General features: G+C 66.2%; 11 protein-coding genes, 1 tRNA gene and 1 other RNA gene. 5 read left to right on the top strand and 8 right to left on the bottom strand.

All coding sequences use genetic code 11. The features are described from left to right. Nucleotides 1-70 precede the first annotated feature (70 nt). From QMG83_RS03875 to ffs, 3 genes are all read right to left on the bottom strand, one after another. The gene (locus QMG83_RS03875; RefSeq protein ID WP_283504025.1) at nucleotides 71-1186 is read right to left on the bottom strand and encodes an acetate/propionate family kinase; all 1116 of its coding nucleotides are present in this window, start codon (nucleotides 1184-1186) and stop codon (nucleotides 71-73) included. Then, on the bottom strand, nucleotides 1183-3270 hold the full coding sequence (gene pta, locus QMG83_RS03870) for a phosphate acetyltransferase (RefSeq protein ID WP_283504024.1): 2088 nt from the start codon (nucleotides 3268-3270) through the stop codon (nucleotides 1183-1185). Before pta ends, QMG83_RS03875 begins: the two co-directional genes overlap by 4 nt. A 104-nt stretch (nucleotides 3271-3374) precedes the next feature. Further along, nucleotides 3375-3471, bottom strand: an RNA gene (gene ffs, locus QMG83_RS03865) — signal recognition particle sRNA small type. A gap of 82 nt (nucleotides 3472-3553) precedes the next feature. On the opposite strand from ffs, the gene QMG83_RS03860 reads away from it, so the two are divergent. Further along, nucleotides 3554-3638 (top strand) — tRNA-Ser (locus tag QMG83_RS03860). A gap of 88 nt (nucleotides 3639-3726) precedes the next feature. After that, on the top strand, nucleotides 3727-4341 hold the full coding sequence (locus QMG83_RS03855; protein WP_283504023.1) for a hypothetical protein: 615 nt from the start codon (nucleotides 3727-3729) through the stop codon (nucleotides 4339-4341). On the opposite strand, the gene QMG83_RS03850 is transcribed toward QMG83_RS03855, so the two are convergent. The 5 genes from QMG83_RS03850 to QMG83_RS03830 all read right to left on the bottom strand — a co-directional run bounded on the left by QMG83_RS03850 (nucleotide 4338) and on the right by QMG83_RS03830 (nucleotide 10659). Beyond that, the gene (locus QMG83_RS03850) at nucleotides 4338-6086 is read right to left on the bottom strand and encodes a helicase HerA-like domain-containing protein (RefSeq protein ID WP_283504022.1); all 1749 of its coding nucleotides are present in this window, start codon (nucleotides 6084-6086) and stop codon (nucleotides 4338-4340) included. The genes QMG83_RS03855 and QMG83_RS03850 overlap by 4 nt on opposite strands. Before the next feature lie 17 nt (nucleotides 6087-6103). Further along, nucleotides 6104-7375, bottom strand: a complete 1272-nt coding sequence (locus tag QMG83_RS03845) for a saccharopine dehydrogenase family protein (protein WP_283504021.1) — start codon at nucleotides 7373-7375, stop codon at nucleotides 6104-6106. A 10-nt stretch (nucleotides 7376-7385) separates the two neighbouring features. Then, nucleotides 7386-8048: a phosphatase PAP2 family protein gene (locus QMG83_RS03840; protein ID WP_283504020.1), complete on the bottom strand. Its 663-nt coding sequence runs from the start codon at nucleotides 8046-8048 to the stop codon at nucleotides 7386-7388. Between the two features lie 49 nt (nucleotides 8049-8097). Further along, entirely contained in the window at nucleotides 8098-9327 is a 1230-nt protein-coding gene (locus QMG83_RS03835) for a multidrug effflux MFS transporter (protein ID WP_283504019.1), read from the bottom strand. A gap of 123 nt (nucleotides 9328-9450) precedes the next feature. Next, entirely contained in the window at nucleotides 9451-10659 is a 1209-nt protein-coding gene (locus QMG83_RS03830; RefSeq protein ID WP_349357344.1) for an ROK family transcriptional regulator, read from the bottom strand. Between the two features lie 92 nt (nucleotides 10660-10751). Here QMG83_RS03830 and QMG83_RS03825 point away from each other — a divergent pair, with 92 nt between their 5' ends. The 3 genes from QMG83_RS03825 to xylB all read left to right on the top strand — a co-directional run bounded on the left by QMG83_RS03825 (nucleotide 10752) and on the right by xylB (nucleotide 14458). Further along, nucleotides 10752-11726 (top strand): acetylxylan esterase, encoded by a 975-nt coding sequence (locus QMG83_RS03825; protein ID WP_283504520.1) that lies wholly within the window; start codon nucleotides 10752-10754, stop codon nucleotides 11724-11726. Between the two features lie 78 nt (nucleotides 11727-11804). Next, on the top strand, nucleotides 11805-12998 hold the full coding sequence (xylA, locus tag QMG83_RS03820; protein ID WP_283504018.1) for a xylose isomerase: 1194 nt from the start codon (nucleotides 11805-11807) through the stop codon (nucleotides 12996-12998). Between the two features lie 23 nt (nucleotides 12999-13021). After that, nucleotides 13022-14458: a xylulokinase gene (gene xylB, locus QMG83_RS03815; RefSeq protein ID WP_283504017.1), complete on the top strand. Its 1437-nt coding sequence runs from the start codon at nucleotides 13022-13024 to the stop codon at nucleotides 14456-14458. Nucleotides 14459-14479 lie beyond the last annotated feature (21 nt).

Genomic DNA, 14479 nt, shown 5'->3' with positions numbered 1-14479 from the left:
CATTTGGATGCGCGAAACGGGTGCCCGTGTGGGGCCCGGCGCACGGGCAGCCGCGCGGCGGAAGGCCGCGCTAACCGATCGCGGCGACGGACTGCCGCGCGATCTCCAGCTCCTCGTTCGTGGGAATCACGAGCACCGCGACGCGCGAACCGTTGGTGGAGACGATCCTCGCATCGCGAGAGTTGCGGTTGTTGGCGAACGCATCCAGCTCGATGCCGAGCCACCCCAGCCCCGCGACCGTCGCGGCCCGCGTGGGTGCGCTGTTCTCTCCGACGCCCGCCGTGAACACCACGGCGTCGGCTCCCCCGAGCGCAACGAGGTACGCCCCAAGGTAGTGACGGAGGCGGTGATAGTAGACGTCGAGCGCAAGCCGGGCCGCGGCATCCCCCGCCGCCGCAGCAGCCTGCACGTCGCGCATGTCGCCATTGCCGGCGACCCCGAGCAGACCGCTGCTGCGGTTCAGCATCGTGTCGAGATCCGGCAACGAGAATCCCGCCCTGCCCAGATGAAACAGGATGCCGGCGTCCAGGTCGCCCGAACGGGTTCCCATCATGAGACCTTCGAGCGGCGTCATCCCCATGGAGGTGTCGACGGAACGACCACCATCGATCGCGGTGACGGATGCCCCGTTGCCGAGGTGGAACACGATGAGCTTCAGCTCTTCGAGCGGCCGGCCGAGCAGTTTTGCCGCCCGCCGCGACACATAGTGGTACGAGGTTCCGTGAAAGCCGTAGCGGCGCACGTGGTGCTCGGCGGCCACCTCTGCGTCGATCGCGTAGGTGTATGCGGCCGGTTGCAGCGACTGGTGGAATGCCGTGTCGAAGACGGCAACGTTCGGCACTCCGGGGAAGGCCGCCCGCGCCGCCCTGATGCCGGCGAGGTTCGCCGGGTTGTGCAGCGGGGCCAGGGCCGACAGCCGCTCGATGGCAGCCTCGACCTCATCCGTCACCAGCGTTGCGGAGGTGAATTCGCTGCCGCCGTGCACAACGCGGTGGCCGATGACCACAGGATGCTCGTCCCCGAGTTCGGCGAGAATGCTCTCCATCGCGTGCTCATGATCGACCGCGGCTCCCGTCTCGCCGATGCGCTCGACGATTCCCCCGCGCAGGCGCTGCTCGGTTTCGACGTCAACCAGCTCCCACTTGATCGACGACGATCCGGAGTTGACGATGAACGCGGTGGTCATGCCGTGACCCCCTGGGCCTGGATCGCGGTGATGGCGACGGTGTTGACGATGTCGCGCACGAGGGCGCCGCGCGACAGGTCGTTCACGGGCTTGCGCAGGCCCTGCAGCACCGGGCCGATCGCGACGGCCCCTGAGCTTCGCTGCACGGCTTTGTAGGTGTTGTTGCCGGTGTTGAGGTCGGGGAAGATGAAGACCGTCGCGCGCCCGGCGACCTGGGATTCCGGCATCTTCGTCTTCGCGACGGCGACGTCTGCCGCCGCGTCGTACTGGATCGGGCCTTCGACGAGCAGGTCGGGGCGACGCTCACGCACCAGCGCGGTGGCCGCACGCACCTTGTCGACGTCGGCTCCGGAGCCGGACTCCCCGGTCGAGTAGGAGAGCATCGCGATCCTCGGGTCGATGCCGAACTGTGCTGCCGTTCCCGCCGACGAGATCGCGATGTCTGCGAGCTGCCCAGAGTCAGGGTCGGGAACGATAGCGCAGTCGCCATAGACCAGCACGCGGTCCTCCAGAGCCATGAAGAACACGCTCGACACCACGTCGACGCCGTCGGAGGTCTTGATGAACTGCAGCGCCGGGGTGATGGTGTGCGCCGTCGTGTGCGCCGCCCCGGAGACCATGCCGTCGGCAAGCCCAAGGTGCACCATCATGGTGCCGAAGTACGACACATCCGTGACGATGTCGCGGGCCGTCTCGACGGTCATCCCCTTGTGGGCGCGCGCCCGGGCGTACTCCTCCGCGAAACGCTCGCGCAGGTCAGACCTGGTCGGGTCGATGACAGTCGCTGCGCTGATATCGACCCCGAGACCTGCCGCCCGCGCACGAAGGTCCGCCTCATCGCCGAGGATGGTCAGGTCGACGACGTCGCGGCTGAGGAGCGTGCCCGCCGCCAGCAGGATGCGGTCGTCCGTGCCTTCCGGCAGTACGACGTGCTTGCGGTTCGATCTGGCTCGCTCGAGAATCGCGTACTCGAACATGAGCGGTGTGACGGCGCTCGACTGGCCGGCACCCAGCTCGCTGGCCAGCAGGTCAGAATCCACGTGCTTCTCGAACAGCGCGAGTGCCGTGTCAATTTTGCGCTGGGATGTCGCGGTCAGCCGCCCGCGCGTCTGCACGATGCGTTGCGCGGTGGCGTACGTGCCGTACTCGGTGACCATGATGGGCAGGGACTCGTCGAGTCCCTCGATCAGCCTGTCGATCACCGGTGACAGCTCGAATCCGCCGTTCAGCACGATGCCCGCGAGCGACGGGAAGGTTCCGGATGCATGCGCCATCAGGGCCGCGAGCACCATTTCGCTTCGATCACCGGGAATCACCACCACGCTGCCCTCGATGAGCCTCGGAAGCACGTTCTCCATCGACATCGCGGCAATCACGACGCCGAGCGACTCTCGCGCGAGCAGTGCCGTGTCGCCCTTCAGTAGCGTGCCGTCGACGGCAGTCATGATCGCCTCGACGGTGGGCGCCACCAGGACCTGATCCTCGGGAATGGCCCAGGATGGCACGGCAGCAGCCTTGAACAGAGCCCCGACTATCTCGTCGAGGGCTTCCGGATCCGCCCGGTTCGCTATCACCGCGAGAAGGCTGGCGTGGGCGGCGGTCAGCTCGGGAAGGCTCAGCTCGGCCACCTGCCGGAGTTCGTCGGCGGTCCGCGCGCGAGACTCGCTCGGCTCCCGCCCGGTCAGCACGAGCAGCACGGGCGCGCCGAGGTTTGCGGCAACACGGGCGTTGAATCCGAGCTCGGTGGGGGTTGCCACATCGGTGTAGTCGGAGCCGACGATGACGACAGCGTCGCACTGGCTCTCGACGGCCTTGAACCGCTCGACGATGCGCGAGAGCGCCGCATCCGGATCCTCGTGCACGGCCTCGTAGGTCGTGCCGATGCACTCGTCGTAGTCGAGGTTCACGCCGTCACGCCCCAGCAGCAGTTCGAGCACGTAGTCGGGCTCGGCGGTCGACCGCGCGACCGGCCGGAAGACTCCCACCCGCTCTACCGTTCGAAGGAGGGTGTCGAGCACCCCGAGGGCTATTGATGACTTACCGGAGTGACCTTCAGCGGACGTGACATAAATCGAACGAGCCATGTTGCTCAGCCTAAAGGCCTGAAACCCGCCCACCATGGGAGTCTCATACAAGATCCCACGAAGTGGGATGTCGGCCGCGCGAAGCGCCTGGCCGAAAGTTTAACGTAAAAGACCCCTCGCGCACCCGCCAGAGCCCGGTTACCCTTGCTACGTTTCCGTCCTGGGGGAGTTGGCCAAGGTGGCGCCACGCGAGGAGCCACAACGATTGTAGCCCGTGCACGCGGCCTCGGCATTCAACGGCTATGATTCCTTGAGGTCATTGCAACAGTTGGATGACCGGCCAGGAGAATTCGCCTAGTGGCCTATGGCGCCAGCTTGGAAAGTTGGTTGGGTGCAAGCCCTCGGGGGTTCGAATCCCCCATTCTCCGCTCTGGTGTGACGCGAATTGTCGATTTGAGTGGCATCTGTCACAGACACTGGGGGAATCTGTGGTCAGCGGTTGCGACGGTACGACGATTGACTGACAGCATCCGCCTACGTCCGCATTCGTACCTGTTACCTCGTGGACTTGCCGCGCTCGCCGTGTTCTTTGTCCCGGTTTTCGGGGCGTTGTATTACATCACTTCTCCTTTGGGCCCATGGCCCGCGGTGCTGTGTACCCAGATCGTGGCGACACTCATCGTCGGTCTCGCCATCGTTCGCTACCTGAGGGCCTTCGTACTGGTCGACCCGACGAGCATCTCGGAGCGGGCTTTCTTCCGAAACCTGACGACGTTCACCAAGGACGAGATCGGTTCTGCCGTTCTCGTGAACACGTCGTATGCCGCGCAGCCGGAGGGGGTTCCTCAGCTGTTCGTGCGCGGTCACGACGGAAAAATTCTGGTCAGGATGCGCGGTCGATTCTGGACGCGAACCGACATGGATCTCGTCGCAGCCACCCTCGATGTGCCGCTCATCGCCAAAGCCGAGATCATGTCGACGAAGGAGATCCTTCACGAGTTCCCCGACCTCGGCTACTGGTACGAACGTCGCCCTATTTTGGGCGTCCTGGTATTTCTTGCCGCCATCGTCGCGACCGGCGTTGCCGGGATCGTGATGCACGAAATCGTGGGGACCCTCCCCCGGCCTTAGCGCCGTTTCAGGGTCGAGAAGATCCCGCGCAACACTTCCCGCACGACGGTCTGTCCGGTGCGCGAGCCCAGAATGTCGCCGATCGGGTTGTCGTCTTTGCGCGTCGTCGTGCGTGTGGTGGTGCGCGGTCGCGACTTCGGAGCCGAGCTTTTTGCCATGTCTCGCACAGCCTTCTCGTAGTCGGCCTGTGCTTTCGCCGCGTCTTTGGCTTTCTGCGCTGCCTCCTTCTGGGCATCCACCTGGGCCTCTGCGGCAGCGGCCGCGTTCATCTTGGTCGCGAGGATTTCGCGGGCGGACTCCCGGTCGACCGCGGTGCCGTACTGCGCCAGCAGCGGGCTTGCCGCCACCGTCGCCTGCATTGCCGCGAGGGGTGTCGGCGACATGGAGCCTTGTGGCGCACGAAGCCGCGTCCATGACACGGGCGACGGCGCTCCCTTCTCGTTCATGACCGTGATGATCGCCTCACCGGTGGCCAGGGTGGTGAGCACCTCTTTGAGGTCGTAGCCCGAGGTCGGGTACGTCGAGACCGTCGCCCTGAGCGCCTTCGCGTCATCCGGGGTGTGCGCCCGCAGCTGGTGCTGCACGCGAGACCCGATCTGGGCGAGCACTTCGCTCGGAACATCCTTCGGCGTCTGCGTGACGAAGAAAATGCCGACGCCCTTCGACCGGATGAGCCTCACCGTCTGGGTGATCGAGGCGATGAAGTCTTTGGATGCGCCGTTGAAGAGCAGATGCGCCTCGTCGAAGAAGAACACCAGTTTCGGCTTGGCGATGTCGCCGACCTCGGGCAGGTCGTTGAACAGGTCGGCCAGCAGCCACATCAGGAAGGTCGAGAAGACCGCGGGCTTATCCTGAACGCTGGGAACCTCGAGCAGGCTCACGATGCCCTTGCCGTCGGCCGTGGTGCGCAGGAACAGGCTCGTGTCGATCTCTGGCTCGCCGAAAAAGACATCGGCGCCCTGGTTTGAGAACCCGATCAGTTCGCGCAGGATGACGCCGGCCGTCGCACCCGAAAGCCCGCCGAGATCCTTCAACTCGGGTTTGCCCTCCTCGCTCGTGAGCCACTTGAGCACGGCACGAAGGTCACTGAGGTCGACCAGCGGGAGCCCCGCGCGATCGGCGTAGTGGAACACGAGCCCAAGGCTCGACTCCTGGGTGTCGTTGAGGCCCAGAACTTTGCTGAGCAGCAGCGGACCGAAACTCGAGACCGTCGCCCGAATCGGGATGCCGGTGCCGAGGCCCCCGAGCGTGAAGTATTCCGTGGGGCTGGCCGCGGCCGCCCAGTGCTGGCCGATGCTCTCGGTGCGTTGCAGCAGCTTCGGGCTCGACGTGCCCTCGCTCGCGATCCCGGAGAGGTCGCCCTTGATGTCGGCCGCAAACACGGGCACCCCCGCCGCGGAGAGCTGCTCGGCGAGCACCTGCAGCGTCTTCGTCTTTCCGGTACCCGTGGCACCGGCGACCAGTCCGTGACGGTTGACCATGGAGATCGGGATGCGGATCGGCACATCGGCGAGCGCGTCGCCGTTGACGAGGGCGCCCATCTCCAGCGCGGGAGCGTCAAAGGTGTAACCGACGCGAATCTCGTCCACCTCGGTTGAGGTCAGCGGTCCGGCTGGCGGCGGGCCTTCCTCGGCGGGAGGGGCAGCCTGCTCGGCCGCCAGTGCGGCCTCCGCATCGGCGAGTGCTTTTCGCGCTGCTTCGACCTGTGCTGCTGCATCCGTCATGGTGGCCAGCTTATGACTCATCGACAGAGCGTGCGCGGCTAGGCCAGTCGATCCTCCATGCCCCAGACCTGACCGTAACCGCCGTCGTCGACCGGTCGCGCCATCAACGTGAGGAACGGTGTGGCGTCGAATGCCTCCGGGCCGAGCACACCCGTGCCCTCCCACGCGCCCGTGGCCAGCAGCTCGAGCGCGATGACCGGGTTGAGTGCGGTCTGCCACACCACGCACTGCGCCTCATACTCGGCCATCGTCCACTCGTTGTCGCTCACGTGGTACAGGTACACCTCGCGCGGCTCGCCGGCCACCCCGGTTCCGGTCACCCACAGGCCCGCGCAGGTTTTGCCGGTCATCCGGGGGCCGATCGTCGCAGGGTCGGGTAGGCCCGCTGCCACGACGTCTCGCGGGGCCACCATCACGGGGCCGTCGGCCGATCGCACGCGAACGGGTTCTGTCTTGTCGAGTCCGAGCTGGTTGAGCATCTTCAGGATTCCGATGAATTCGTCACCGAGCCCGTACTTGAAGGTGACGCGTTTCGCGTCGACCCAGCGGGGCATGAGCAGCACCTCTTCGTGCTCGACGTTGACGCACTCGACCGCGCCGATGCCCTCCGGAAAAACGAACACCTCCGGCTCGCTGAACGGCGCCGTCGTGTACCAGCCGCGATCTTTCTCCCAGATCACCGGCGGGTTCAGGCACTCCTCGATGGTGGTCCAGATGCTGAAGGATGGCGCGAAAATCTCGTTGCCTGCCTCATCGCGCACCACCAGGTTTGCGCCGTCACGCACGCCGAGTTCGTCGATCTCGCTGAAGAGATGGTCTGCCGCGTAGCGCGCGAACACGTCGCTGAGTCCGGGCTCGACCCCCATCCCGACGAGTGCGAGTCGTCCCGCGGTCTCCCAATCGGGGGCCTGGGCAAACTGGTCATCACCGAGCTTCACGCCGGTCTCATTGTGCGGGTCGGTGGGATGCGGCTCAGACAGGCTCATCGCCATGTCGACGTAGTTCGCGCCAGCGGCAAGCGCGCCGGCGAAGATGGTCGGCACGAACTTCGGCTCCACCGCATTCATCACGTACGTGGCGCCGTGTTCCTGCGCGACGGTTGCCACGTTGTCGGGGTCAGACGCGTCGATCTGTGCCGCCACGAATCGTGCACCCTGGTCGCCGTGCCGGGCAGTGATCCACGCAACGGTGCGCTCGGCGCGGGAGATGTCGTAGTCGCTCACGATCATCGTCTCGAAGAAGTCGCGGCGGGCCGCGATCTTCGCAATAGCGTCGCCGACGCCGCCAGCACCGACCAGAAGGATTCTCATACTCGTGACGCTATCGCGCCTTCGCGGCGGGCGCACTCCATTCCCGCTGCAGCCTCGTCGCCAGTGGCGCCCACAGGAGTATCGCCACGGCGGCACCCAGCAGCAGACCACCCACCGTGTCGCTCAGCCAGTGCACTCCGAGGTACGTGCGGCTGAGCATCATGAGTACGACGTAGGCGCCGCCGGCCGCCCACACCCAGACGCGCTGAAACAGGATGGCGAGCGCCACCGCCATGGTCGCGGCGTTGGCCACGTGGCCAGACGGGAACGACCCGGGGTCCGCGCTGACGAGCATGTCGAGCGGGCGGTCGCGACCGAACAACGTCTTGAGTAATTGCACGAGCCCGGCGCTCACGATCGTCGCCAGCACGAAGTAGAGAGCGGACCAACGCCTCTTGATCAACAGCAGGGTCACGGCGATCGCGATCGGCACCACGAAGATGCCGAACCATCCCCCGCCGAGGAAATTCATCGCTAACGCGGGAGCATCCCAAAAGGGGTTTCGGTGCTCGACCAGCTCGTCGAGCCATTCCGTGTCGAAACCGTATGGCCCCTCCCGGAAGGCGACGAGCAGACCAAGAGTTACGGCCAGCGCGACAGCGGTGCCGCCGCTGATGATGGGCCAGCGTCGCGATACCTTGCGCGCGCGTTCTGGAGTGATGGGGGTGGTCATGAAATCACGCTAACCCCGCGTGCGGCGAAGAGGTGCCCCCTTGCGCAGCTCAGCGCGATAGTGCAGGCACTGTGCGAGGGCGCACCACGATCCACATCACGACGATGGACACCACCGCGGTCAGCCCCATGATCGACCCCATGGCGATGGCGTTGTTGATGCCGAAGAGCCCGACAATGGGCGAGATGAGCCCAGCGAGACCGAAGTTGAGCGCACCCAGCAGCGACGCCGCCGTGCCTGCCTCACTGCCGTGGCCGTTGAGCGCGAGCACCTGGGTGGCCGGGAACGAGAAACCACAGGCCATGATGAAGAAGAACAGGGGCACAAGGATGCCGAACAGGCCTCCCCCATTGATGTTGACGAACACGATGATGGCGGAGGTCAGCAGCAGCACGACCCCCGCTCCCGCGAGGATCCACTGCGGCCCGATGTACCGCATCAGGAAGGCGCTGATCTGCACCCCGGAGACGATCCCCAGCGAGTTGACTGCGAAGAGCAGGCCGTATTGCTGCGGGTCGAGGCCGTAGACATCCTGGAAGAGAAATGATGACGACGACAGGTAGGTGAAGAGCCCCGAGAATGTCATTCCGCCGATGATGGCGACCCCGATAAACACCCTGTCTCTCAGAAGCGACCCATAACGCTGGCCGATGGTGCTGTGCCCGAGATCCTTCCGGCGGGCCGGGGGAAGCGTTTCGACGATGAAGAACACCGCGGCGAGCACCACAAACACCCCGTAACCAGCGAGGACCACGAAGATTCCACGCCACGGGAAGAGCAGCAGCATTTGTGAGCCGATCAGGGGCGCGAGGATCGGCGCGAGTCCGTTCACCAGTGCCAGCCTCGACAGCATCCTGACCAGCGGAAGCCCGCCGAACAGGTCGCGCACCACAGCCATGGCGACCACACCGCCGGCTGCCGCCCCCGCGCCCTGCAGCACACGGAACACCAACAGCCACTCGATGCCGGGCGCCATGGCAACACCGATGCTTGCGAAGACATGCACCGCGGTTGCGACGATCAGCGGAAGTCGGCGGCCCACGTTGTCACTCCACGGCCCGACCAGCAGTTGCCCGAAGGCGAACCCCAGCGTCGTTGCCGTCAGCGTCAGCTGGATCAGGGCGGTCGTGACATCCAGATCGGCTTCGATGATGGGGAAGGCCGGCAGGTAGAGGTCGATGGTGAACGGGCCGAGCGCGGTCAACGCACCGAGAACGAGTACGTAAACGAGCCGCTGGCGCGGCAGGAGGGAGTCACCGGGGTGAACTACGACGGACATGCATGATCCTTGAAACGGAGGGCGAGACAGAGCGCCCAATAACCGAGCCCAAAACGGTGGTCGGCGAAGAAAGCAGGTGACGGCTGCGGCCCTGCCGCCCTAAAGACTAACGGAGAACTGAGGCTACTTCGACGATGCCCACCTGGGTTCGTCGGCGGAGCTATCGCCCGCGGGGTTTGCCAGCAGCGGCGCGAAGACGAGCTCGGCCGCGCCGATCAGAAGGAGGTCGGCGCCGAGTTCGGCGGGGAGGATCGACACGTCGGACCATGCGGCAGGCACCGTGGTCTCAGAAACCAGGGCGTCGAACCCTTCGGCGTCGATCGCCCGGAGGTCGGCGAGAAAACCGCCGAGCACCACCTGCGACGGGTTGAGAACGTTGATGGCGTTGCTGATCGCGACGCTCAGGATGCGGCGCTGACGCGCCAGTTCATCGTGCACCGCGTGATCCGTCGAGGCGAGCAGCGCGCTGTGCAGTTCCGGTTCGTCCGCCTTCGTCATTTCGAGCGCCGAGAGCAGCCGTGCACGGCTGACCTCCACCTCCACCGTGCCGTCGGCCGTGACACGATCTGCCTGCCTGCCCACACCGGGGCGGTTCTGCCCGAACTCCCCCGCATAGCCGCCGACCCCTCCGAGCGGCTGCCCGCCAACGATCACGCCGCCACCGATACCGCTGGCGCCGCCATTGATGTAGACGAGATCGTCGACATCCCGACCGACCCCGAAGAGGTGCTCGGCCAACGCGCCCAGGCTCGCATCGTTGCCGACATACGCACGAACACCCGTCTCCGACTCGACCAGTTCGGCGAGCGGGGCGTCGGTCCAGTCGAGGTGCGGAGCCCATCGCACGATACCGTCCCTCGCACGCACCAGGCCGGGCACGGCGAGTCCGATGCCGAGCAGTCGACGACCGCGCAGCTCGGGGGCCAGAGTCGTCAGCAGGTCAGCGATGATCCTGGCGGTCTCTTCGGGAGTCGCCGGATGATCCATCTCATGACGCACGCGATGCTCGACCCGCGCCGACAGTCCCACGAGGCCCACCGTGATGGCGTCGACCTCGGGATTCACGGCCACCGCCACCGGCTGCGACCCGGGCTGCACCTGGGGCGACGGTCGACCGACCCTTCTGGTGGGATCGGCGATGCCCTCGGTGACGAGTTCGAGCGCCACGAGCTCTGCCACCAACGCGGCTATCGTCGAACGATTCAGGCCCGTCGCAACGGTCAGCGCGGAACGGGCGAGCCCGCCGCTGCGGTGCACCAGACCGAGCACGGTCGAGAGGTTGTCTCGCCGCACCGACTCGTTGCGGCTTCCCTTGCCTTCGGTGATTGTCACAGCCACACCATACGCGGCCAGTGAGCGACCGGCTCGACGGCGCTGTGTCAGACTCTTTTTTCGAATCACCCACAACATTCGAGGAGCCCGCTGTGCCGCTGACAGACCTTCCCCTGGAACAACTCAAGGCTTTCACACCCGAGGTGACCGAGCCCGCAGATTTCGACGAGTTCTGGGCGTCGACGCTCGCCGAGTCTCGTGATGCCGGGGGCGACGTGCAGCTCGACCCCGTGGAATCCACACTGAGCGAAGTGATCGTCGAAGACCTCACCTTCCCCGGTTTCGCGGGTGAACCGGTGCGCGCCTGGGTCATCCGACCGCGCCACCTCGAGGGCCCGCTGCCGACGGTGGTCGAGTTCGTGGGATACGGCGGAGGGCGCGGACTTCCGCACGAACATCTGGGGTGGGCGGCGAGCGGCTTCGTCAATGTGGTCATGGATACCCGTGGCCAGGGCAGCGCCTGGGGCTCCGGTGGAGAGACCCCCGACCCGCACGGCGCGGGTTCCGCGTTTCCGGGATCGATGACCCGTGGCATCCTCGACCCTGCCGACTACTATTACCGTCGCGTCTTCACCGACGCCGTTCGCCTGGTGGACGCCGTGCGCGAGCTGCCATTCGTCGACGTGGACAGGATCGCCGCCACCGGCGGCAGCCAGGGTGGGGGCATCACGCTCGCCGTCGCTGGCCTGCGCGATGACCTCTGGGCGGTGATGCCGGATGTGCCGTTCCTGTGCCACTTCCGCCGGGCAATCGAGGTGACTCCGATGCCTCCCTTCACGGAAATCACCCGCTACCTCGCCGTGCATCGCGACCAGACTGACACCGTGCTCGCGACCCTCAGCTACTTTGACGGCGTGAACTTCGCTCGTCGCGCGACTGCGCCTGCCCTGTTCTCCGTGGCGCTGATGGATGAGGTTGTGATGCCCTCCACCGTCTTCGCCGCGTACAACTCTTACGCCGGTCAAAGCGAGATCGAGGTATATCCCCACAACAACCACGAGGGCGGACAGGGGCATCAGTGGTTGCGGCAGGTGCGTTGGCTGAAGACCACACCCACGCGTCAATAGTCGAGCATTGACGGTCGACCATTATCGGGATAGGTTGTGCACGACAACATTTTATCGGTCCGCCGCAAAGGAGCCCTCGTGCCAGCATTAACCCCCACCCGTGACGACAAATTCTCCTTCGGCCTCTGGACCGTCGGCTACAACGGAGCCGACCCGTTCGGTGGCCCGACCCGCGCACCCCTCGACGTCGTTCACGCCGTCGAGAAGCTCGCGGAACTCGGTGCATACGGACTCACCTTCCACGACGACGACCTGTTCGCCTTCGGCTCTACCGACGCCGAGCGCCAGAAGCAGATCGACCGCCTCAAGCAGGCCATGGCAGACACCGGAATCATCGTGCCGATGGTCACCACCAACCTCTTCAGCGCCCCCGTGTTCAAAGACGGCGGATTCACCTCCAACGACCGCGACGTCCGCAGGTTCGCGATGCGCAAGGCCATGCGCCAGCTCGAACTCGGCGTCGAGCTCGGGGCGAAGACCTTCGTCATGTGGGGTGGACGCGAAGGCGCCGAGTACGACTCGGCCAAGGACATCCAGAGCGCCCTCGAGCGTTACCGTGAAGCCCTCAACGTCTTCGCGCAGTACGTTACAGACAAGGGATACGACATCCGGTTCGCGATCGAACCGAAGCCGAACGAGCCCCGCGGCGACATCCTGCTGCCGACCCTCGGCCACGCGATCGCGTTCATCGAGACCCTCGAGCGCCCCGAACTGTTCGGCGTGAACCCCGAGGTCGGTCACGAGCAGATGGCCGGGCTCAACTTCACCTCCGGAATCGCTCAGGCGCTCTACCAGGGCAAGCTGTACCACATCGACCTCAACGGCCAGCGCGGCATCAAGTACGACCAGGACCTCGTGTTCGGCCACGGCGACCTCTACAACGCCTTCTCGCTCGTCGACCTGCTCGAGAACGGTTCGCCCCAGGGCGGTCCCACCTACGACGGACCTCGCCACTTCGACTACAAGCCCAGCCGCACCGAGGACGAAAACGGTGTGTGGGATTCCGCTGCCGCGAACATGTCGAACTACCTCATGCTGAAGGAGCGCGCCGCTGCCTTCCGCGCGGACCCCGAAGTGCAGGAGGCCCTCGAAGCGTCGCGCGTCACCGAGCTCGCCGTCACCACCCTCTCCGATGGTGAAACCTACGACGACCTGCTCGCAGACAAGTCAGCGTTCGAAGACTTCGATCACGACGCGTACTTCAACGGCAAGGGCTTCGGCTTCGTCCGCCTGCAGCAGCTCGCAACCGAGCACCTGCTCGGCGCTCGCTGACCGACGCCAGAGAGGCAACGCACGTGACGCTGATCGCTGGCATCGATAGTTCCACCCAGAGCTGCAAGGTGGTGATTGTGGATGCCGCGACCGGCGCCATCGTGCGCTCCGGACGCGCGGCGCACCCCGCCGGCACCGAGGTCGACCCTGAGCTCTGGTGGAGCGCCCTGGTCCTCGCGGTCGCCGACGCCGGAGGGCTCGACGACGTCGAGGCGATCTCGGTGGGTGGCCAGCAGCACGGCATGGTCGTGCTGGATCACGGCGGTCGTGTCATCCGCGACGCCCTGCTGTGGAACGACACCCGCTCTGCTCAGGCTGCGCGCGACCTGGCCGACGAGTTTTCCGACATCGCCGCGCGCACCGGCTCGGTACCCGTCGCATCGTTCACCATCACCAAGTTGCGGTGGCTGCGCGACAAGGAGCCGCAGAATGCCGAGCTGGTCGCGGCCGTCGCACTCCCCCACGACTGGCTGACGTGGCGGCTGCGCGGCTTCGGTCCGGAGAATCCGCGGCTGGACGCGCTCACCACCGACGCGTCAGACGCGAGCGGCACGGGCTACTTCAATCCGTCCACGGGCGAGTACGACCTCGAGCTGCTCGCGGCGGCCCTGCGCCGTCCCTTCGGAAATTCAGGAGTTCAGCCGCACGTGGTGCTACCGCGGGTAGTGGCTGCGGGCGGCCGGGCCGGCACAGTGCCCCCACTTCCTGAATTTCCGAAGGAGGCGGGCGCGGGTGCCGCGACGGCGGTCGGCGTCGGTGCCGGCGACAACGCCGCGGCCGCGCTCGGGCTGGGCGCCCGCGACGGCGATGTCGTCGTGTCGATCGGCACCAGCGGCACCGTGTTCGCGGTCACCGCGACCCCGTCGCGCGACGACACGGGCACCGTGGCCGGGTTCGCCGACGCGAGCGGTCTCTTCCTTCCACTCGTGGCCACCCTCAATGCTGCGCGGGTGCTCGACTCGATCGCCGGGCTGCTCGGCGTCAGCCACGACGAACTCGGCGAGCTCGCGCTTCAGGCCGAGCCTGGCGCCGGCGGCCTCGTGCTGCAGCCGTACTTCGAGGGCGAGCGCACCCCGAACCTGCCGGATGCCACGGCATCCCTCTTCGGGATGACCCTCGCCTCGACGTCCCGACCCAACCTCGCCCGGGCCGCGATCGAGGGCCTGCTGTGTGGGCTCGCCGACGGGCTCGACGCACTCAGGCGCCAGGGCGTGACGGCGCAGCGCATCCTTCTGGTCGGCGGAGCCGCCCAGAACCCCGCCGTGTCGGCCATCGCCGCGCAGGTGTTCGACGTTCCCGTTGTGGTACCCACCCCCGGCGAGTATGTCGCGCGGGGCGCTGCCGTTCAGGCGGCATGGACGCTGACGGGCGCGCGTCCGGACTGGGCGATGGATGTCGCGGCTGAGCCCCAGAGCGACTTCCGCCCGATCATCCGGCAGCAGTACGCAGCCCGGGCCTAGCGAAGATCACAGCAAAAGGCC

Origin of the sequence: Salinibacterium sp. G-O1 (genome assembly GCF_030063305.1) — a bacterium.
Classification (GTDB): domain Bacteria; phylum Actinomycetota; class Actinomycetes; order Actinomycetales; family Microbacteriaceae; genus Rhodoglobus.
Note: the sequence above shows the minus strand (reverse complement) of the source record. Positions and strands in the feature narration are given on the sequence as shown.

Bases quoted from the DNA above. Each gene is read 5' to 3' on its own strand.
- QMG83_RS03875 (WP_283504025.1), bottom strand. From the start codon at position 1,186: ATGACCACCGCGTTCATCGTCAACTCCGGATCGTCGTCGATCAAGTGG.
- pta (WP_283504024.1), bottom strand. From the start codon at position 3,270: ATGGCTCGTTCGATTTATGTCACGTCCGCTGAAGGTCACTCCGGTAAG.
- QMG83_RS03850 (WP_283504022.1), bottom strand. From the start codon at position 6,086: ATGAGTCATAAGCTGGCCACCATGACGGATGCAGCAGCACAGGTCGAA.
- QMG83_RS03845 (WP_283504021.1), bottom strand. From the start codon at position 7,375: ATGAGAATCCTTCTGGTCGGTGCTGGCGGCGTCGGCGACGCTATTGCG.
- QMG83_RS03840 (WP_283504020.1), bottom strand. From the start codon at position 8,048: ATGACCACCCCCATCACTCCAGAACGCGCGCGCAAGGTATCGCGACGC.
- QMG83_RS03835 (WP_283504019.1), bottom strand. From the start codon at position 9,327: ATGTCCGTCGTAGTTCACCCCGGTGACTCCCTCCTGCCGCGCCAGCGG.